Here is a 20,471-nt window from a genome sequence, read left to right on the forward strand (position 1 = left end):
AAGCGCTGAGAACATCAACATCCCCATCACCATCCACATCCGCTGCAAATACTGACCTGGCACCATTAGCAGTCGTAGAAATTTCCACCTGTTCAGTGAATTGATTGCTGCCATTATTGAGGTGAAGGGCAATTTTGGGGTTCCCCTGTGAAGCGCTGAGAACATCAACATCCCCATCACCATCCACATCCGCTGCAAATACTGATTCAGCACCATTAGCAGTCGTAGAAATTTCCACCTGTTCGGTGAATTGATTGCTGCCATCGTTGAGGTACAGGGCGATTTTGTTGTCACTGTTTAAAGCACTGAGAACATCAACATCTCCATCACTATCCACATCTACTGCAAATACTGAGAAAGCACCATTAGCAGTGGTAGAAATTTCCACCTGTTCGGTGAAGTTGTTACTACCATCGTTGAGGTACAAGGCTATTTTCTGGTCAGCGTCTAAAGCACTGAGAACATCAACATCCCCATCACCATCCACATCGGCTGCAAATACTGAGACGGCAGTAACATTAGTAGATATGGTCTGTTCGGTGAAGTTATTGCTGCCATTGTTGACGTACAGGGCTATTTCCTTGGCATCCCTGGCAGCACTGAGAACATCAACATCCCCATCACTATCCACATCGGCTGCAAATACTGACCTAGCACCATTTGCAGTAGTAGAAATTTCCACCTGTTCGGTGAAGTTATTGCTGCCATCGTTGACGTACAGGGCTATTTTAGCCTCACCGTCTGAAGCACTGAGAACATCAACATCCCCATCACCATCCACATCGGCTGCAAATACTGATTCAGCACCATCAGCATTAGTAGAAATAACAATCTCATTCGCCCCCACTGCTTTAGACGTAGCATCAGGATTATCTGTAATAGTCAGAGTTGCCGTATCATTCCCTGCAATGGTAATAACATCATATTGTTCCGGTGCGCCAGTGGGTTGTTCTTCTAAAGTGATGGTGACTGTTTCTCCTGCATCAACAACAGTATCGTCCCTGGGTACTATTTCTATATCAACGCTGGTTTCTCCATCGGGTATAACAACGCTGCCTTTTTCTCCATCGAAAGTTACAGTGGGGACAGTATTCTCTACGGTGCGGACTCCTCTAATGTCGTAGTCAATATTTTGTATGGCATTGCCGGAGATAGTAAAGAAAACTGTGATATTGCCGTTGATGTCAGTACCACGATCTATGGTAAAAGTTCCAGGGGTAGCTCCTGCTTCTGTGGGAGTTCCTGTTGCAGTGATGCTGACTTTAGGGACAGATATTGTTTCGTAGAGGGTGATTTTGTCATCCCCATAAGAAGCACTGAGAACATCAACATCCCCATCACCATCCACATCTGCTGCCAATACCAGTCGGGCATTATCAGCATTAGTAGAGATAACTTGTTCGGTAAAGTTATTGCTGCCATCATTAAGGTAAACTGCTATTTTGTTACCGAAGCGTGAAGCACTGAGAACATCAACATCCCCATCATTATCCACATCTGCTGCAAATACTGAAACAGCACCAGGTGCATTAGTAGAGATGACTTGTTCTGTGAAGTTAGTGCTGCCATCGTTTAGATACAGCGCTATTTTGTTGTCGTTTACTGATGCACTGAGAACATCAACATCCCCATCATTATCCACATCTGCTGCAAATACTGATTGGGCATTATTAGCATTATTAGAGATTACTTGTTCGGTGAAGTTATTGGTGCCATCATTAAGGTATAGAGCGATCTTGTCATCAAACTGTGACGCACTGAGAACATCAACATCCCCATCACCATCTACATCCGTTGCAAATACTGAACGGGCATTATTAGCATTATTAGAGATGACTTGTTCAGTAAAGTTATTGCTACCATCGTTGACGTACAAGGCAATTTTATCGTCATTTTCAGATGCACTGAGAACATCAACATCCCCATCACTATCCACATCCGCTGCAAATACTAAGTGGGGATTATCAGCATTATTAGAGATGACTTGTTCAGTAAAGTTATTGTTGCCATCGTTGAGGTACAGAGCTATTTTGTCATCATCTACGGAAGCACTGAGAACATCAACATCCCCATCACCATCCACATCCGCTGCAAATACTGACCTAGCACCATCAGCATTATTAGATATGACCTGTTCGGTGAAGTTATTACTGCCATCATTTAGATAGAGGGCTATTTTATTACCAAGGCGTGACGCACTGAGAACATCAACATCCCCATCACCATCCACATCGGCTGCAAATACCGAATTAGCACCATCAGCATTAGTAGAAATAACAATCTCATTCGCCCCTACTGCTTTAGATGTGGGATCGGGATTATCTGTAATTGTCAGAGTTGCTGTCTCATTCCCTGGAATTGTAGTTACATCATATTGTTCTGGTGCGCCCGTTGGTTCTTCTGTGAGGGTGAGGGTGACTGTTTCTCCTGCATCAACAACAGTGTCGTCTCTGGGTACTATTTGTATATCAACGCTAGTTTGTCCATCAGGTATAACAACGCTGCCTTTTTCTCCATCGAATGTTACTGTGGGGACAGTATTCTCTACGGTGCGAACTCCTCTAATGTCGTAGTCGATATTTTGTGTAGCGGTGCCTAAGATGGTAAAGAAGACTGTTATATTGCCAAGAGTATCGTCGCGACTAATGGTAAAGGTAGCTGGTATTGCTCCAGCTTCATTAGGGATTCCAGTTTGGGTAATTTGAACAGTAGGCATAATTGTTTTTGGTAGTAATAAAGTAGATGTGTTAAGTTATGAGATTGCTTTCCTTTCCTGCGGAATGCTACGCAAACGGACTGCTCCGGAAACGTTCCTGGCAATGACAGTTGAGATTGCTTTCCTGACGGACTGCTCCGGAAACGTTCCTGGCAATGACAGTTGAGATTGCTTTCCTGACGGAATGCTCCGGAAACGTTCCTGGCAATGACTATTATAGCTTCGTCCCTCCCCTTGGATGGACAAGATGTTAATTAGACCGTCATTGCGAGGAGATACGACGTTTGCGTAGCATTCCGGAGGAAAGCAATCTCATTAATTGTGGTTGTTTTCCCATTATCAGAGATTGCTTCGTTCCTCGCAATGACAATTGAGATTCCCTATCTTTTTTAAACTTCAACACTTTTAAATTTCAATACTCAAATCACGAGTGGCCACCCGCCTCAACTCATCCGTTTCTTGCCAACCAATACAACCTGGATATCGTACTCCGGGTAATACTGCTACGTCATACAATTCCACAATGATTCCCTCAATACGCAACCAATGAAGAATATCCCCAGTGTCCAAGTTAATCACTTGCAGCCCACAAAAGGCTCTTGCTCCCTTCGCTGCTAATCTTTCTTGGAGAACTAAACCTGAAAAAGTTTGTTCTCTTTTTCTCGGTCTGGACAAACCCACGATAGCGTAGTTTTTCCAAAACGTCATCCCTCGTAAGTACCCCCCACAAAACTTGACTGGTTGAAATTTGCCTGTTTGGAAATCTAGATAACCAAATTCTCCTTTTCCCGAATTTAGCAACCACAATTTATCTTGGTAAAAGCGGGGAGAATGAGGCATCGAAAGTTCAGTGGCAATAATTTCTTTACTTGATACATCAATCACACAACCTCCATTTCGCCGTTGGTCTCGCCACCCATCTACCACGTCCGACTGACCGCAAGCAGTAACATAGGCTGGTTTTCCCTCAACTATGGCCAAACCGTTGAGATGACAACGCTCTTCGGGGGCCAGCTTAGAAATAAATGCTGGTTTCCATAGGGGAGTAAAACTGTAGCGATCGCTCAATGTAGCCAAACAATCAAATAAAGTATTGACAAAAATGACTTTTTGTGTATAATAATCTCCCCATTGAGCCTGGACAATATCATGTATATCCAACTGACCAGTCATCCAACTGCGACGAGGGACATACATTTTGTCCCGGTCTTTAAACAATCGACCTTTTTCCACCATATTTTCTAACTGCCAGACCTGGTAGCGAGTGGCCAAAGTTAAGCTATCAGCAGTAGCATAAAGTCCCATCGGGCGATCGAAAGTCCGCATAGTTGCCGACAAACTACCATCTGGTTTAATCCCTATGAAAAAGAGTCGATTAGATTGATAAGTAGTGAATGCTAGACTCAACTTTTCAGTATTCAACCAGTCAATAAATTGTTGAGAACCGAAAATTTCAAATGAGGCTTTTTCTGGCACTAAGTCCCCCCTAATTTTTACTTGTCATTTCGGGGGAGAAAAATTTTAATTATTCAAGCAATAAATAATTATTTCCCCCATGGCAATCTTAACAAGATGACTTTGGTCTTAGATATTAGCTTCTCTTTTTTAATACCAAATTCATGCATCGAAAATTGTTTGAGCTTCAATTCCATCTTTTGCTGCATTACGTCTAGTAGCATATTCTGTCAGTAACTTTTGAATAATTTGCCGATATTTTTCTACATTAGCCATTTGATAATTTCCTCTTTTTTTATATCATAAATCAAGAGATTAATTTGACTTCTATCAATTACAGATTGAATCAATGGGCGTTGGAAAAAAATATTGTATCTGACTCCTGTAGGGGCGATTCGCGAATCGCCCCTACGACCCCTGACTCCTAATTACTACTAAAACCTTACAACTGAAATCTGATTGCTATAGCAAGAATATAGCAGTCGAAGCAAAGGGCGCGGAGATTCATAAATCCTGTTTGCGGAGCATTTCCCTATAAGAAAAACCCTTTGACAGCTTACTATTCCCTATTCCCTATTCCCTATTCACGCTTCGCACTATTAACGATTCCAAATTTCTTCTAATGCCACTTCCAAACTGGCCACAAAATCAGATAGATTAAACAAAGGACTATTTCGCATCTTTAATTTCTGTCGCAACGGTAGTAACTCTTCTGGATGAGTACCCATAAATACGGCTTTCTGTTCATATTCCTCCAGACTATGACAAATCATTTCCTCTATTCCAGCACTTGCACAAATACTGGCCCCCATCCGAGCTGCATTAGTAGAACCTGGTTTTGTCAAGACTGGTAAACCTGCGTATAAAGCACAGACATTGGTAGAACCGCCATTATAAATTAGGGTATCTAAAGCTAAATTGGCCAAAGACAACCGAGCTAGATATTCTGGGTGTGGAATTTTTTGGGCAAAAATTAGTCTTTCGGGTTTTACTCCTCTATTTTTGGCACTCTGGCGTAAGTTTTCTATGGCTTCTTCTACTGTAAAAGACAACCATAAAATACTACCTTCTACTTGTTGTAATATTCGCATCCAAATATCAAATAATTGAGGAGTAATTTTATAGTGGCGATTAAAACAGGCAAAAACAAAACCCTCTTCTGGTAAACCAAAATCTGTTCGACTAAAATCCTTTTGAGAAATATCCATAGGCGAACAAGGAAATTGATGGGGTAAATAGATAATTTCCTCACTGTAATGTTCTGCTAATTCTGGAGGTACTACCCATTTATCTGTTAATAAATATCTGATAAAATTTGCCCCCATTGTATTAGGATAACCGAGAAATGTTGCTTGGACTGGCGCTGGTTTATAAGCCAATATTTTCGTTTCACTGTAACCCGTATAACCTGCTAAATCTATTAATATATCAATCCCATCCCTGTTAATTTGGCGGGCAGAATTTTCGGCAGACATTTCGTCAAGATACCGGAATTCATCGCAGCCATTTTTGATAGTTTGTGTTACTTCATCATTAGCATTTAATAAGTGGTAGGCAAAGACTTCAAATTTGTCTCGGTTATGTTGTTCAAATATGCCAGAAATTAATCGTCCGACGGCATGACCATAAAAATCACAAGAAACGTAACCTATCCGCAATTTACTTGTTTTTTGAGGATAAGAAAATTGCAATTTGTTATTAACAACTTGATGGTTAATTGATTCAGCTTTCTGTATAGCAACTGCCAAAGATAACTCTTGTGGTAAAGGAATTAAATTTAAGTGAAAAGGTGCGATAGTAAAACCACCTTTTTTCTTTTTCACATATTTAGCAGTTGAGTCGATTAACTGTGTAACAAAATCATCATAATTTTCCCAGTCACAGAGGTTGAGCTTGACAAAACTGATATGACCGAACAAATATTCGGCAGTAGGGTTAATTTTTTGGCATCTTTCGTAGGCAATTTTAGCAAGAGAAAATTGAGATTGAAATTCCCATATTTGCCCTAATTGAAAATAAGCATCAATGTAATTTGGTTGATATTTAACTGCAAGTTTAAATAACTTAATGGCATCCTCTAATTTAATTTGTTGTTTGTAAACTAAGCCTAAGTGGTACAAAGCATGAACATAATCTGGTTTTATTTTTAAGGCACGTCTTAATCCCTCTTCTGCTTTTTTCAGCTCTCCTTGACAGAGGTGAATTGAGGCAATATTGGTAATAGTTGGGTGAAAATTAGGTTTAATTTTTAAAACATTTTCATAACAAATAATTGCTTCTTTTAACAGACCTTGATTTTGTCGTAAAACACCTAAATTATTATGGGCAGGAACATAAGTATTGTCAGCTTCTATTGCCTTTTTAAAATATATAGCAGCTTCTGCATATTTACCCTGTTTTTTCAAATTTTTTCCTTGCTCAAAATAAGCTTTGGCTTTTTGGGGGTTATTTTTGCTGATTTTGGGATTAGAAATAAAACTAAATGAAGGTTGTTCTACAGGCTTATTTGAAATGATATAAATTAGAGCAATAGCTGCAATTAATCTTTCCTGTTGTTCCCAGTCAAATGCTAGAAATAGCCAGACTGGTAAAGGCAATAAAAAATATTTTCTTTTGGGTTTAACTTTTGAAGAAGAAACCGATAAATTATTCACTTTTGGCTGACTTCCTATTGTTACTAACTTAGCCATATCTCCAGCTTGGAAACCCAAAGCCGTCGAACAGTTAACCCCCGGTAAAACTGCTACATCGTAAAGTTCAATTATTTCTGGCTCTAGTTGTAACCACTCAACAATATTTCCACTTTTCAAATCAATAATTACTATTCCACAACGAATATCTGTGTTCCGTTTTTTTAACCTTTCTTCTACTAACAAATCTGAGAAATAATCATGGCTTAATTTCGATAAACCCACCACGGCAAAATCACCAATAAAAGTTAAACTTTTCCCATAACCAGGACAGAAAGTTATAGGTAAAAATCTGCCATTTTCAATGTAACCAAAATCTCCTGTTCCTGAGTTGAGCAACCACAATTTTCCCCTATACCATCGTGGTGAACGTGGCATTGATAACCCATCAGCAATAATTTCATTAGTATTAATTTTAATAACGACACCTCCATCACGCCTCACACTTTGCCAACCCAAGGCAACATCAGAACGACTAATAGCAGTGACATAGCGCGGTTGCCCTTCTACCGTAGCGAGGCCATTAAGATGACATCGGTCTTCGGGAGCGACTTGAGAAATAAAGGACGGTTTCCACAGAGGTGTAAAACTGTGTTTGGAGTGAAGAGTTGCCAGACAACTATATTGAGTATTAATAAAAATTATGTCGCCCTTGTCATCTTCTACTAAGTCATGGATGTCTAAGTCTCCAGTAGTGTATGCGACACGGGGAACATAAAACCTATCATATTCGTCTTTTAATAATTTATCGTTTTCGAGTATGTTTTCAAACCTCCAAATTTGGTATTGAGTGGAGAGGTATAAGCGATCGCTCTTTGCATAAAGTTTCCTGGGGCGATCGAACTGCCAAACAGGAGTAGACATTTGGCCGTCCGGTTTGACTCCAATGAAGCAGAGGCAGTTTGTCTGAGAGGTAAATGCTAAACTTAACTGATGTTTGTTTAACCATTCCAGAAAGTGGAGAGAGTAAGTAACTTTTAGGGTTTTGGTGATGGGAGGTAATTTTTTCATTAATATCACTATCACTAAAAATTTATTAAAATTTAGAGAAAAATATAGAAATACATAATTATTTGTTGGAGCTGAAAGTTGCTCTTTAACTTTGTCATACTTAACTATAAAAAGGTGAAGATTTTTTTATGAAATTAACTAAATTAAAATTTTATACCATAACAACTCTGACTATAATTTTAGGCAAATTAGCAACAACACTCCCTGCCAACTCCCAACCCATAACCCCTGCCAGTGATGGTACAGGAACAACTGTAAATCAAAACGGCAACCAATTTAACATCCAAGGTGGAACTCACAATGGCTCTAACCTATTTCACAGTTTCGAGCAATTTAACCTCAATAGTAACCAAACCGCTAATTTCCAAACCACCCCAGACACCCAGAATATTCTTGGCAGAGTCACAGGAGGCAATACCTCAACTATCAACGGTCTCATTCAAGTTATCGGCGGTAACTCCAACCTCTTTCTAATGAACCCCGCAGGCATAATGTTCGGTCCTAACGCCAGTCTGAATATACCAGCCTCATTCAGCGTCACCACCGCCACTGGTATTGGCTTTAACAACAATAATTTCTGGTTTAAAGCTATGGAGACAAACAACTACTCACAATTAGTTGGAAACCCCAGTGGATATAAGTTTAACTCATCTAACTCAGGCGCTATAGTTAATCAAGGAAATCTAAGTTTAAACCCCGGAGAAAATCTGACCTTGTTAGGTGGCACAGTCATCAACACAGGACAACTATCCACTCCAGGCGGTAACATCACCATCGCAGCAGTAGAAGGAAGTAACACCCTGAGAATATCTCAACCAGGACATTTATTAAGTTTGGAAGTCAACCCAAAAAAAGTAAATGAGGAAGATATTTCTCAGATAGATACCGTACTTTTACCAAAATTATTAACAGGTGGAGACAACAAACACGCCACATCTATAGAAATTAATGCTGATGGTAATGTAGTGTTGACAGATAATGTAACAATTGCCAATACTTCAGGAGACACTATTGTTTCAGGAAATATAGATGTATCAACTTCCGATAATATGGTCGGACAAGTTAATGTCTTGGGCGATCGCGTAGCTGTCATAAATGCCAATATTAACGCCGATGGTTTAAATGGTGGGGGAACAGTATTAATTGGAGGCGACTTTCAAGGCAATGGTATAGTTCCTAATTCTCAGCAAACTTTTGTTAATCAAAACTCATTTATTTCCGCCGATGCTATTACAAATGGAGAAGGAGGAAGAGTAATAGTTTGGTCAGATAGAATGACTAATTTTGACGGAAATATTAGTGCAAAAGGAGGAGAAAATTCTGGTGATGGAGGCTTTGTAGAAGTATCAGGAAAACAAGGATTAAATTTTAACGGTCAGGTTAATGTTAGTGCAGAATTTGGCAATACAGGAACAATATTATTAGACCCAGAAAATATTATTTTAGGCGGTTCAGAAAGTAATACTTCCCTAGAAAACTTAAATGGGGATATTGTTCTCCAAGCCGATAACGATATAACAATTAATGAAAATATAGAAATCGACTCATCTGTACAATTAGAAGCCGGACGCAGTATTAATATCAATGCTGATATTAACACATCAGGTGGGAATGGAGATATCAACTTATTTGGTAATAATCAGAACATAAATTTTCCTAATAACCGGAGTGATGGAGCAGCATCAATAAATCAATTAGATGGAACAACATTAAATGCAGGTAGTGGCAGCATTAATATTCAGTTAGGAAATTTAGGAGAAGTTGGTGATATAAATCTGGCAAACTTAACAACAACAGGGCAGGTATTAGTCAATGCAAATGGAGGAAATATTACTAGAGTTTCTGAGAATTCATTGATAACTGCAGGTAGTGGTTTATTTCTAACTTTTGACAGTGGAGGGATAGGTTCAAGTGATGCACCATTGCAGTTAAATGTGCTTTCTTTAGAGTCAGTTGCCGGGAATAGTGGAGCATTTTTTGAGTCGTTACCAAGCGTGAATATTGGTGGAGTTAGTGAAGATGTAAATGGTATTTCCACTATTGCTGGAGGAGATATTGTTCTGAGCAGCGAAGGAGATGTGACAGTAACTGAAGATATTTTTACTGATATTTCTGCTGGTGAGCTAGGAGGAGATGTCAATATTACAGCTAATAACCTTTTTGTTACCAATGGTGCTCAAATATCTGCTAGTACCTTTGGCAATGGGGATGCAGGGAAAGTTAATATTACAGTATCCTCAACTGTAATATTTGATGGAGTATCTTCAGATGGCTTTGCCAGTGGGGCAATTAGTGGTATTGGAGAAGGAGCAGCAGGGAATGCGGGTGGTGTGACTATTACCACTGGTTCTTTGGAAGTTACTAATGGCGCTCAAATATCTGTCATTAATCTTGGCAACGGCAATGTAGGAGGAATCGATATTACAGCAAATAATGTAGTTTTTGATGGAGGGTCTGCAAATAGTGTCAGTGGAGTATTTAGCAGAGTGGCAGCGGGAGCAGCAGGGAATGCAGGAGGTGTGAATATTACCAGTAGTGATTCTCTGGAAGTCATTAATGGTGCTCAAATATCTTCCAGTACCTTTGGTCAAGGAAATGTAGAGGGAGTAGAAATTATAGCTGAGAATAATGTAGTATTTGCCGGGGTATCTCCAGACGGCTTCTCTAGTGCAGCAATTAGCAGAGTGGAATCAGTAGCAGAAGGGGATGCAGGAGGTGTGAGCATTACCACCAATTCTCTGGAAGTCATTAATGGCGCTCAAATATCTTCCACTACCCTTGGTCAAGGAAATGCTGGCAATATCTATATTGAAACCGAATCTCAACTAACAATCAATGAAAACAGTGAAATATCATCCTTTACAGAAAGTACAGCAGATGGAGGAAATATCATCATCACTTCTCCAGAAACCATTAACTTGCAAGGTAACGGAGAAATTACAGTTGGCAGCAGTGGAGCAGGCAACCCAGGCAATATTATAACAACACTGGAACCAACTCCAACACCGGAACCAACTCCAACTCCAGCACCAACACCGGAACCAACTCCAGCACCAACACCGGAACCAACTCCAACTCCAGCACCAACACCGGAACCAACTCCAGCACCAACACCGGAACCAACACCAACACCGGAACCAACTCCAACTCCAGCACCAACACCAGCACCAGCACCAGCACCAACACCAACACCAGCACCAACACCGGAACCAACACCACCACCAGCACCAACACCAACACCAACACCAACACCACCACCACCACCAGCACCAACACCAACACCAGCACCAGCACCAACACCAGCACCAGCACCAACACCAGCACCAGCACCAACACCAGCACCAACACCAACACCAACACCAGCACCAACACCAGTACCAACACCGGAGCCAACTTCCCCCATCCCTCCTGATTTAATTCCAAAAAGTATTACTCCTAGTAAGAACAACCAAACTGCCAACACCCCTACCGCTAAAGACCAAACACAAAGATCAATAAATATTACAACTGATACGCAAAAAATATTAACAACAATTGATAATGTTAATACTAATACCCTAACAGTAGCCACAAATTCAGACCAAGTAGAAACAAGAATTTTAGAAGAAAACCGGACTAACGAATATTCTGATTACCTTGAAGAAAATTTTAGCGAACGATTACTCGATAAAAAAAGCGTCCGAGAAATATTAAAGGATATGGCAAATCAAACCGGAACAGAATCTGCAGTTATTTATGTTCACGCTTACCCAGAACAATTACAATTAATATTATACACTAAAAACCGTGAGCCAATTATTAAAACCATTCCCCAAGCCAAGCGAAAACAACTTATGAAAGTTGTGTTAAGACTCCGCGCACACATTACAAATCCTGCCCGTCGTTATACTAATAGCTATCTGCCACCAGCACAACAATTATATGATTGGCTCATTGCACCTATATCAGAAGAATTAGAAGCAGCAAACATCAATACCATTCTATTTAGTATGGATGAAGGTTTACGGACTTTACCCATAGCAGCATTACACGACGGCAAACAATTCCTGATCGAAAAATACAGCCTCAGCTTAATTCCCACTATCAGTTTAATGGATACTCGATACCGCAAACTTGAAAATACTCAGGTATTAGCAATGGGAGCGAGTGAATTTCTAGCTCAAAATTCTTTGCCAGCAGTGCCTGTGGAGTTAGAAACTATTTCCCAAAAATTGTGGCAAGGCAGTCAATTCATCAATCAAGAATTTACCCGCAATAATTTGTTAACTCAACGGCAAAATTATCCCTATCCTATTATTCATCTAGCTACTCATGCAGAATTTTCACCTGGTTTAGCCAGTAACTCCTACATTCAGTTATGGGGTGATGAAAAAATCACCTTAGACCAAATTAGGGAGTTAGGTTGGAGTCAACCTGCGGTTGAGTTGTTGGTATTGTCAGCTTGTCGTACTGCTGTAGGAGACAGAAATGCTGAATTAGGGTTTGCAGGGTTAGCGATAGCAGCAGGAGTGAAGTCAGCTTTAGCTAGTATTTGGTATGTGAGTGATGAAGGTACATTGGGGTTAATGACAGAGTTTTATACCCACCTGAATAATGTGAAAATTAAAGCAGAGGCGCTAAGACTGGCACAGTTAGCAATGTTGCGAGGAGAGGTGGGTATTATAGAAGGGAAGTTAAGGAGAAGTGGAGCGGATAGGATACTGGTGTTACCGCCGACATTAGGAAAGTTTGGGAGTCAAAATTTTTCCCACCCCTATTATTGGGCGGGGTTTACTATGGTTGGTAGTCCTTGGTAATTAATAATGGATAATGGATAATTGATAATTGATAGTGAATAACGGATAATTAGAGCATTAGTGGTAATTAATAATGGATAATTGATAATTGATAATTGATAGTGAATAACGGGTAATTAGAGCATTAGTTAGAGAGTTAGATATAGCAATCCCAAATAGGTTGTGATAAGTTTTATAATAGCCAATTTCAACTGAAAGCTTTGAAAATTCTGACTCCTGACTCCTGAGGACTGACTCCTAACTACTACCAAAATATTACAACTAAAATAGGATTGCTATAGAATCTCATGGGGCTAACTACGATAGGAAGCAATCTCAAATCCTAGTTTTTCCTACCTCATGTGTAAGTCCTGAATTACTAAGGGCATTGTTACAAAGAAATGATATAACATTATGTTTTGATAAATTTTTCCATCAAAAACTTATATAGGACTTTGTGTGACTCCTGTTTATAGAACGCATTTGGTATCTCTAGAAAATAGGTCGGAGGGATAAGAAATTGATAAAAAATGGGTAATAATTGATTTGATGATTGGATGAGTGGGAGATATCTAATACACTCCATCTCCCTACCTCCCCATCTCCCCATCTCCCCATCTCCCCATCTCCCCACCTCCCCATCTCCCCCTCTACTTTTAAATAGATACCAAATGGGTTCTATAATTAAATTGTGTAAAGATATTGACATACTCCCGAGGTTGCGCGCGATGCGACAAAGCGGGATTCTTCAGTCTGGGAAACCCTGACCGCTGTTTTGACAGAGGTGATGTCCTCCCCCTGTGTTGATAATAATTATACTTTATAATAGTGACTGTATTTGTAATTGTCAATAGCTATAGTAGAATAACTATAAACCTATGATTTCAAGAGAAAATCCCCGACGAACAACACACATAACGCCTGGCGTTCCCATACGACGCTCCCCTTATACCTGCCGCTAGGCTCCGCCTTTAATGTCGGCGACAGCCCTTAAGGAAGTTGTGCGCCAGCAAAACGGGAGAGCGCGGGACTTCCCGCCGGGGGAGTTAAAAAGCAAATAAAAATAATCATTTTTAGAGAGGTGTCTGATGGTAGCAATAACAGATCAAGTAAAAAATAGACTCACAATAGAGACAAATCAAATTGCTTCTGATACAATGGCCATTCGCTCCCTAGATTGGGACCGCGACCGTTTTGATATAGAATTTGGTCTACAGAATGGTACCACATATAACTCCTTTATCATTCGAGGGGAAAAAAATGCCCTGGTAGATACATCCCATGCAAAGTTTCGCCAATTGTACTTAGATACTCTATGGGGTTTGATCAAACCTACCGAAATAGATTACCTAATTATTAGTCATACGGAACCAGATCATAGTGGTTTAGTCAAAGATATTATTGAACTAGCTCCAGAAGTTACAGTAGTTGGGGCAAAAGTAGCAATTCAATTTTTAGAAAATTTAACTCATATACCATTTAAGAAGCAAATTGTCAAAAATGGCGACCAATTAGATTTAGGTAATGGTCACGTTTTAGACTTTGTTTCGGCTCCTAATTTGCATTGGCCTGATACAATATTTAGCTACGATCGCCAAACCCAAACCCTATTTACCTGTGATGCTTTTGGGATGCACTATTGCTCAGACAAAACTTATGATGAAAAGCTCAGTGATATAGAAGCAGATTATAAGTTCTATTATGAATGTCTTATGGCTCCCAATGCTCGCTCAGTCTTAAATGCCATGAAAAAAATGAAAGCACTGGGAGAAATTAATACCATTGCTACAGGTCATGGTCCACTCTTGCGTCATAACTTAGTCGAACTAACCAACCGTTATGAAGAGTGGAGTAAAGCAAAAAGCAAAGCAGAGACAACAGTTGCAGTATTTTATACCTCTGATTATGGTTATAGCGATCGCCTTTCCCAAGCCATTGCCCATGGGATAACTAAAACAGGGGTAGCAGTAGAAATGATGGACTTAAAAGCTTCTGACCCCCAAGAAGTAAGGGAATTAGTAGAAATGGCCAAAGGAATTGTGGTTGGAGCGCCACCAACAACAGGAGTCGCAGCTAGCAGTGCAGAAACAGCCATCAGCACTATTTTAGCAGCAGCGAATAAAAAGCAAGCATTTGGTTTGTTTGAATCAGGTGGTGGGGATGACTTATCTATTTATCCTCTTGCTAACCAGTTCCAAGAGTTAGGTCTCAAGCAAGCATTCCCCAATATTCTCATCAAAGAAACGCCCTCAGAATTAACTTATAAATTATGTGAGGAAGCGGGAACTGATGCTGGGCAACTTTTGACTCTCAAGGAAACTATCAAGCAAATGAAATCTCTTGACGACGATCTGGATAAAGCTTTAGGTCGTCTGAGTGGAGGTTTGTATATTATTACTGCTACTAAAGGCGAAGTTAGTAGTGCTATGTTAGCTTCTTGGGTAGTGCAAGCTAGTTTCCAACCTTTGGGAGTTTCTATCGCAGTAGCAAAAGACCGAGCTATTGAGGCGCTAATGCAAGTAGGCGATCGCTTTGTCTTAAACGTATTGCGGGAAGATAACTATCAACGTCTAATGCGACATTTTCTGAAGCGCTTCCCACCCGGTGCAGACCGTTTTGCCGGAGTAAATACTCAAACTGCTAAAAATGGTAGTCCAATTTTAAGTGACGCCCTAGCTTATTTAGAGTGTGAAGTGGCAAGTCGAATGGAAGCAAGCGACCATTGGCTTATTTATGCAACAGTTGATAATGGGCGAGTTAGTGACTCAGATATTTTGCCTGCAGTGCATCATAGAAGAGTAGGTAATCATTATTAATTTACAATTGTAGTGCGGGCATCTTGCCCGCTAGTCTTGTACTTTGCCTGCGGTGCATCATAGAAAACAGGACAGAAGTATCTCCCGAAAAAAGCAATAGAATGAATCTATGAATGTTTTCTATCAACGACAAGGCGTTGAATTTGAGTGGGATAGCAATAAAGCTCAAAGTAATCTAGAAAAACATGGTATTAGCTTTGAGGAAGCAACAGAAGCTTTTTTCGATCCCTTTTACCAAGAAGGAGGCTTTATGAACAACCCTGAAGAAGAAGAATTTACCATTAAACAAACTGCACCCCCGCATTCAAGAGAAAGTTTCCTTGAATATTCCAGCAGATACCTTACCATCTCTCAAAAAAGTAGCTGCTAGTCGAGATATGTCTTGTGAAGCATTACTGAAATTATATATTGGACAAGGGTTAAGAGAAGATTTAGCCAAATCTTTTTCTAATCGCTTACTAGAAGCAACAGCAGAAATTTTAGCCAAACATATTAACTCAGAAGCAGAAATATCTAATATTTTAGAAGAAATTCAGAATCAAACAACACTCTAAATGTGCCTCATTGACTTGAAAACCTTTGTATGGTAATGAACTCACTCAAAGATTACTTTTGCCTTTTGCCTTTTGACTTTTGACTTGAAGAAAGCGATCGCCAAAAAATGATAAAATATAACATTATTTGGACTTAGGCAAAGAAACCCGGTTTCTATGGTAAACTATTATTTTTGACAATAAACATCTACAAGAAACCGGGTTTCTGGGTTCGTCTGCATAGGTCCTGATTATATTTGTATAAATTAAACAACTAAACTATGCTACAAACCACCAAAAAAAAAGATGTTCAAGTTGTCATAATTGCTGAAGACACAAAAGTTCTAAGGTCTCGCACTTGGGATAGACTAAAATTTGAGGTCGAATATTCCCTCCAAAAAGGAACCACTGCCAACTCTTATCTCATTCAAGCAGAAAAAACAGCCATTATCGACCCCCCTGGCGAATCATTTACGACAAATTATTTAGAGTCATTGCAACTTCGCTTAGATTGGCATCGCCTTGATTATGTGATTCTGGGTCATTTTAATGCTAATCGTGGAGCGACTCTTCAAGCATTATTAGCCGTAGCACCTCAAGTTACTTTTGTCTGCTCAAACCCCGCAGCTTTAACTCTCAAAGAATATTTCAAAGACCAAGAGTTGAAAATTAAGGTAGTTAAAGGAGAAGATACCCTTGATTTGGGTGGTGGCCATCAATTGCAGTTTATCACCACTCCCACTCCTAAATGGCCAGATGGTATGATGACTTATGACCCGGAAACTAAAATTATGTTTACTGATAAATTTTTCGGCGCTCATGTCTGCGGAGACCAAGTTGCTGATGAAGGATGGACTGTCTATAGCGAGGATAGACGCTTTTATTATGATTGTATCCATGCAGCTCAGGCAAAACAAGTGCTTTCTACCCTGGAAAAAATTTCTGAGTTAACGGTGAAATTCTATGGTTCCGGTCACGGACCAATGGTACGCTATGGGAAGATGGAGTTAACCAGTCTGTATCGGAAGTGGAGTCAGGAACAAAATACGCGAGATTTGAATGTAGCCTTGCTTTATGCTTCAGCTTATGGTAATACGGCGACTGTTGCTCAGGCGATCGCCAGAGGTATCACTAAAGCGGGGGTAGCTGTAGAATCAATTAACTGTGAAGCTGCCACATCTAATGAAATTAAGGAAGTAGCAGAAAAATGCGATGGGTTTATTATTGGTTCCCCTACTCTCGGCGGTCATGCACCAACTCAGATTCAAACAGCTTTAGGGATTTTATTGAATACAGTTTCTAAGGATAAATTAGCAGGGGTATTTGGTTCCTTTGGTTGGAGCGGTGAAGCAATAGATTTTTTGGCAAGTAGGTTAAAAGATTCAGGTTATAAATTTGGTTTTGAACCTATTAGAGTTAAGTTTAAGCCAGATGATGTGATGATTCAAACTTGTAAGGAAACTGGTATTGATTTTGCTCAAGCTTTGATAAAATCCCAAAAACGTCGCGCTCCTAAACCTTCGGGGGGTGCTTCGGGAGGCGATCGTACTGCTCAAGCTGTGGGAAGAGTTGTCGGTTCTTTGTGTGTGATGTCTGCTAAACGTGGGGATGTCACCAGTGCGATGTTAGCTTCTTGGGTATCTCAAGCAACTTTTAATCCTCCTGGTGTGACTGTTGCTGTTGCCAAAGATAGAGCATTGGAGTCTTTGACTCATACGGGGGATACATTTGTATTGAATATATTAGCTGAGGAAAAAAAGGATTTACAAAAGCATTTTCTTAAGCCTTTTGCACCGGGAGAAGATCGTTTTGTTGGGGTTGAGACAAAGGAAGCTAATAATGGTTGCCCAATTTTAACAGATGCTCTGGCTTATTTGGAATGTAAAGTAGCAAACCGGATGGAGTGTGGCGATCATTGGTTAGTTTATGCTGTGGTAGAGAATGGTCAACTCTTGAATGATGGGGTGACTGCTGTTCACTTCCGCAAAACAGGCAGTCGTTATTAGGAATAGGGAATAGGGAATAGGGAGTGTGGGGAGTGTGGGAAGTGTGGGGAGAAACTACAACCAGTATATTAGTCCAGTAGTGTACTGACACAGCTAAAATGCTGCAATAGATGTAGTGTCGTGTTAAACCTTAACTGTTACTTTAGCAAAATGGTAGGATGTAGATTTTTCAAAGTAAAGACTCAAAAATTTATTCCACCATTTTAAGCTTGACACGAAAGTAGGTTGGGTTGTTTGCGTTAGCATTGCGTAGCATGGAACGTAGCTTGCTTCTCCGCAGGAGTAACCCAAAAAAATTTTGCTCCCCTACTCCCCCACTCCCCTACTCCCTAACGCACCATTTTAGGTATGTCGGTCTACTACTATATTGTTGACAACTATATTTTTCTTTTTCATAGTTTTTCTCCGCCAAATTCCTATTTGTCTACTAAAAATACAAAGAGTAGCACCGACCCAACAAATTTCTAAAAAAGATATAAATATGTGATATTTCATTTTTTATGATGGTTAAATAACACTATTTAATATAGCAATTCCCATAAGGAGTGAGGTACAAAATTCCTTTGTTTATAGAATCCGGGTAGTTATACCATTTCTCAAAAACTTTTCTACATTTGATTGAGTAGGGGAGTGGGGGAGTAGGGGAGTGGGGGAGAAGTAAAAATAAGGATAATCAAAGATTAAATTGTCTCAAATCAGCAAAAAGGTAATTCTCCCAAGGTAATTACTTAATAACTGAAGTATTAATCAAGTATAGCATTACTTTTGGGAATTGGTATTAGTTATCATACCGCTGAGGAGTCAGGAATCGTAGGGGCGAATGGCCATTCGCCCCTACATATAGCGTATAATTCGACATTTTGCCTAATATAGAATCCGGTTATAAGCGTATATGTTTATAACTATACTTAAATATTTAATCTCCCCTACTCCCACAACTATATAATAATTATTCAACCGGATTTGGTATAAGTCCCGATCAACTGATTTTCAACACTTGGACTGACTCACCAGCAGCAATCAAAGTTTCATTCAATGGTACAACAGCTAAACCTGTAGTGCCAGCTAAATTAATTAAATTTCCTGAACTGTGACTACCAAACGCAAGTTGAAACTCATAGCCATTATTCCCTAAATTTAGCTGACCCCAGAGATAAGTTTCTCTTTTACCATTAGAGCGTAAATCATTTAGAGATCGCGCAGTTACAAAATCAGGTTTCCATGCAGTTTCCTTAACTCCAGCCAACTTTTTCAGTGCAGGTTGTACAAAGCGCCAAAAACTAACCAAGGCCGAAACAGGATTTCCTGGCAAACCAAAATATAAACATTGAGCATCAGAAAATTTAGCAACAGTTAGCGGTTTTCCAGGTTTAACCGCCACAGAATGAATATGAATTTCTGCTCCTAACTCTTTGAGAATATCCTCAACATAATCATAGTCTCCCACAGATACTCCACCAGTAGACAGTAAAAAATCTGTAGTTGTCACAGCTTTAGCAATAGTCTGTTTCAAAATTTCTCGTTCATCTGGCACAATACCAAATCGTATTACTTCCGCACCCATTTGAGCAACTGCCACAGCCAAAGCATATTGATTTGAGTCTACTAATTGACCTGGTTGTAGGGGTTGCTCTGGCGTAACTAACTCATTACCTGTAGAAATAATTCCCACCTTTGGTCGCCGATAAACAGTAATTTCCGGACATTGAAGTGCTGCTAAGACAGCTATTTCAGCAGCACTCAGACGAATTCCGGGGTTTAGTAAAGGTGTATCTGCTTGATAGAATGAACCTTTATATCTGACAAATGCTTGGGGTTGGGGAGTTTCTAGGATCAGCACCTTGTCACCCTCCCTTTGAGTCGCTTCTTGCATGACAACTGTATCTGCTCCTGGAGGCATACAACCACCTGTAAAAATACGAGCCGTTTGCCCTGATTGAATTTGCCGTTGAGGTTGATACCCAGCAGGAATTTCTTCTATAATTTCCAAGGATATTGGATTTTCTGGGGTACAGTCTTTGACATCTGTAAATTTTACTGCATAACCATCCATTGCAGAATTATCCCAGTGGGGAAAATCTAGTTTACTTCTGACTGGTGTAGCTAATATTCTCCCGGATGCGGTTAATAAGTCTACTATTTCTACATCCCTCTGGGAATTTAAGGGTTGTACTAAATTCAAAATTATTGACTCTGCTTGGTTGACTGGTAGCATTTTTAATCTCTAGAGTTTGGGTTATATAGCAATCCTATTTCAATTGTAATATTTTTGTGGTGGCGATTCGCGTGCGGAGCGGCTCTACTCTATCCCATCCTTATATAATGTCCGCTGGTATCGGAGCGTGTAAACCAAAGCATGAGTATCTATAGAAGCTATTTGGGCTCTATATAATATTATAGAAATTAGAGTCGGGGAGTCGGGGAGTCGGGGAGTCGGGGAGTCGGGGAGTCGGGGAGTCGGGGAGTCGG

12 protein-coding genes are annotated in these 20,471 nt (G+C 39.9%); 5 read left to right on the top strand and 7 right to left on the bottom strand.

What is annotated here, in order from left to right; genetic code table 11:
- The 5 genes from ACP6PK_RS25920 to ACP6PK_RS25940 form a co-directional block, all read right to left on the bottom strand.
- The coding region (locus tag ACP6PK_RS25920; protein ID WP_426563919.1) for an FG-GAP-like repeat-containing protein at positions 1 to 2,716 on the bottom strand (2,716 nt) is incomplete at its 3' end.
- Between the two features lie 405 nt (positions 2,717 to 3,121).
- Positions 3,122 to 4,192: a TIGR03032 family protein gene (locus ACP6PK_RS25925; protein ID WP_426563921.1), complete on the bottom strand. Its 1,071-nt coding sequence runs from the start codon at positions 4,190 to 4,192 to the stop codon at positions 3,122 to 3,124.
- Positions 4,193 to 4,333: 141 nt separating this feature from the next.
- Entirely contained in the window at positions 4,334 to 4,447 is a 114-nt protein-coding gene (locus ACP6PK_RS25930; RefSeq protein WP_426563923.1) for an element excision factor XisI family protein, read from the bottom strand.
- Positions 4,435 to 4,566 (bottom strand): element excision factor XisH family protein, encoded by a 132-nt coding sequence (locus ACP6PK_RS25935; protein ID WP_426563953.1) that lies wholly within the window; start codon positions 4,564 to 4,566, stop codon positions 4,435 to 4,437. Before ACP6PK_RS25935 ends, ACP6PK_RS25930 begins: the two co-directional genes overlap by 13 nt.
- A gap of 204 nt (positions 4,567 to 4,770) precedes the next feature.
- Positions 4,771 to 7,872: a TIGR03032 family protein gene (locus ACP6PK_RS25940; RefSeq protein WP_426563925.1), complete on the bottom strand. Its 3,102-nt coding sequence runs from the start codon at positions 7,870 to 7,872 to the stop codon at positions 4,771 to 4,773.
- A 128-nt stretch (positions 7,873 to 8,000) separates the two neighbouring features.
- Here ACP6PK_RS25940 and ACP6PK_RS25945 point away from each other — a divergent pair, with 128 nt between their 5' ends.
- The 5 genes from ACP6PK_RS25945 (at position 8,001) to ACP6PK_RS25965 (ending at position 18,002) form a co-directional block, all read left to right on the top strand.
- Positions 8,001 to 12,668 carry a CHAT domain-containing protein gene (locus ACP6PK_RS25945; protein WP_426563927.1) on the top strand — a complete coding sequence of 1,556 codons (4,668 nt, stop codon included), beginning with the start codon at positions 8,001 to 8,003 and terminating at the stop codon, positions 12,666 to 12,668.
- 1,067 nt (positions 12,669 to 13,735) lie between these two features.
- Complete coding sequence (locus ACP6PK_RS25950) at positions 13,736 to 15,463, top strand: diflavin flavoprotein (protein ID WP_426563929.1); 1,728 nt, start codon at positions 13,736 to 13,738, stop codon at positions 15,461 to 15,463.
- A gap of 109 nt (positions 15,464 to 15,572) precedes the next feature.
- Complete coding sequence (locus tag ACP6PK_RS25955) at positions 15,573 to 15,833, top strand: BrnT family toxin (RefSeq protein WP_426563931.1); 261 nt, start codon at positions 15,573 to 15,575, stop codon at positions 15,831 to 15,833.
- Positions 15,784 to 16,017 (top strand): hypothetical protein, encoded by a 234-nt coding sequence (locus ACP6PK_RS25960; RefSeq protein WP_426563932.1) that lies wholly within the window; start codon positions 15,784 to 15,786, stop codon positions 16,015 to 16,017. Before ACP6PK_RS25955 ends, ACP6PK_RS25960 begins: the two co-directional genes overlap by 50 nt.
- A gap of 260 nt (positions 16,018 to 16,277) precedes the next feature.
- Positions 16,278 to 18,002, top strand: coding sequence for a diflavin flavoprotein (locus ACP6PK_RS25965; RefSeq protein ID WP_426563934.1), 1,725 nt, complete (start codon positions 16,278 to 16,280; stop codon positions 18,000 to 18,002).
- A 342-nt stretch (positions 18,003 to 18,344) separates the two neighbouring features.
- Here the strand turns inward: ACP6PK_RS25965 and ACP6PK_RS25970 are convergent, their stop codons facing one another.
- Entirely contained in the window at positions 18,345 to 18,497 is a 153-nt protein-coding gene (locus ACP6PK_RS25970; protein WP_426563936.1) for a hypothetical protein, read from the bottom strand.
- Between the two features lie 484 nt (positions 18,498 to 18,981).
- A complete protein-coding gene (locus ACP6PK_RS25975) occupies positions 18,982 to 20,217 on the bottom strand; it encodes a molybdopterin molybdotransferase MoeA (protein WP_426563938.1) in 1,236 nt (411 codons plus the stop codon).
- Positions 20,218 to 20,471: the final 254 nt, after the last annotated feature.

The sequence above is a fragment of the Dapis hubbardiae BLCC-M172 genome (assembly GCF_050016015.1).
GTDB lineage: Bacteria > Cyanobacteriota > Cyanobacteriia > Cyanobacteriales > Microcoleaceae > Trichodesmium.

Coding starts and splice junctions, on each gene's coding strand:
- ACP6PK_RS25930 (WP_426563923.1), bottom strand. CDS start 4,447: ATGGCTAATGTAGAAAAATATCGGCAAATTATTCAAAAGTTACTGACA.
- ACP6PK_RS25940 (WP_426563925.1), bottom strand. CDS start 7,872: ATGAAAAAATTACCTCCCATCACCAAAACCCTAAAAGTTACTTACTCT.
- ACP6PK_RS25945 (WP_426563927.1), top strand. CDS start 8,001: ATGAAATTAACTAAATTAAAATTTTATACCATAACAACTCTGACTATA.
- ACP6PK_RS25950 (WP_426563929.1), top strand. CDS start 13,736: ATGGTAGCAATAACAGATCAAGTAAAAAATAGACTCACAATAGAGACA.
- ACP6PK_RS25955 (WP_426563931.1), top strand. CDS start 15,573: ATGAATGTTTTCTATCAACGACAAGGCGTTGAATTTGAGTGGGATAGC.
- ACP6PK_RS25965 (WP_426563934.1), top strand. CDS start 16,278: ATGCTACAAACCACCAAAAAAAAAGATGTTCAAGTTGTCATAATTGCT.
- ACP6PK_RS25970 (WP_426563936.1), bottom strand. CDS start 18,497: ATGAAATATCACATATTTATATCTTTTTTAGAAATTTGTTGGGTCGGT.
- ACP6PK_RS25975 (WP_426563938.1), bottom strand. CDS start 20,217: ATGCTACCAGTCAACCAAGCAGAGTCAATAATTTTGAATTTAGTACAA.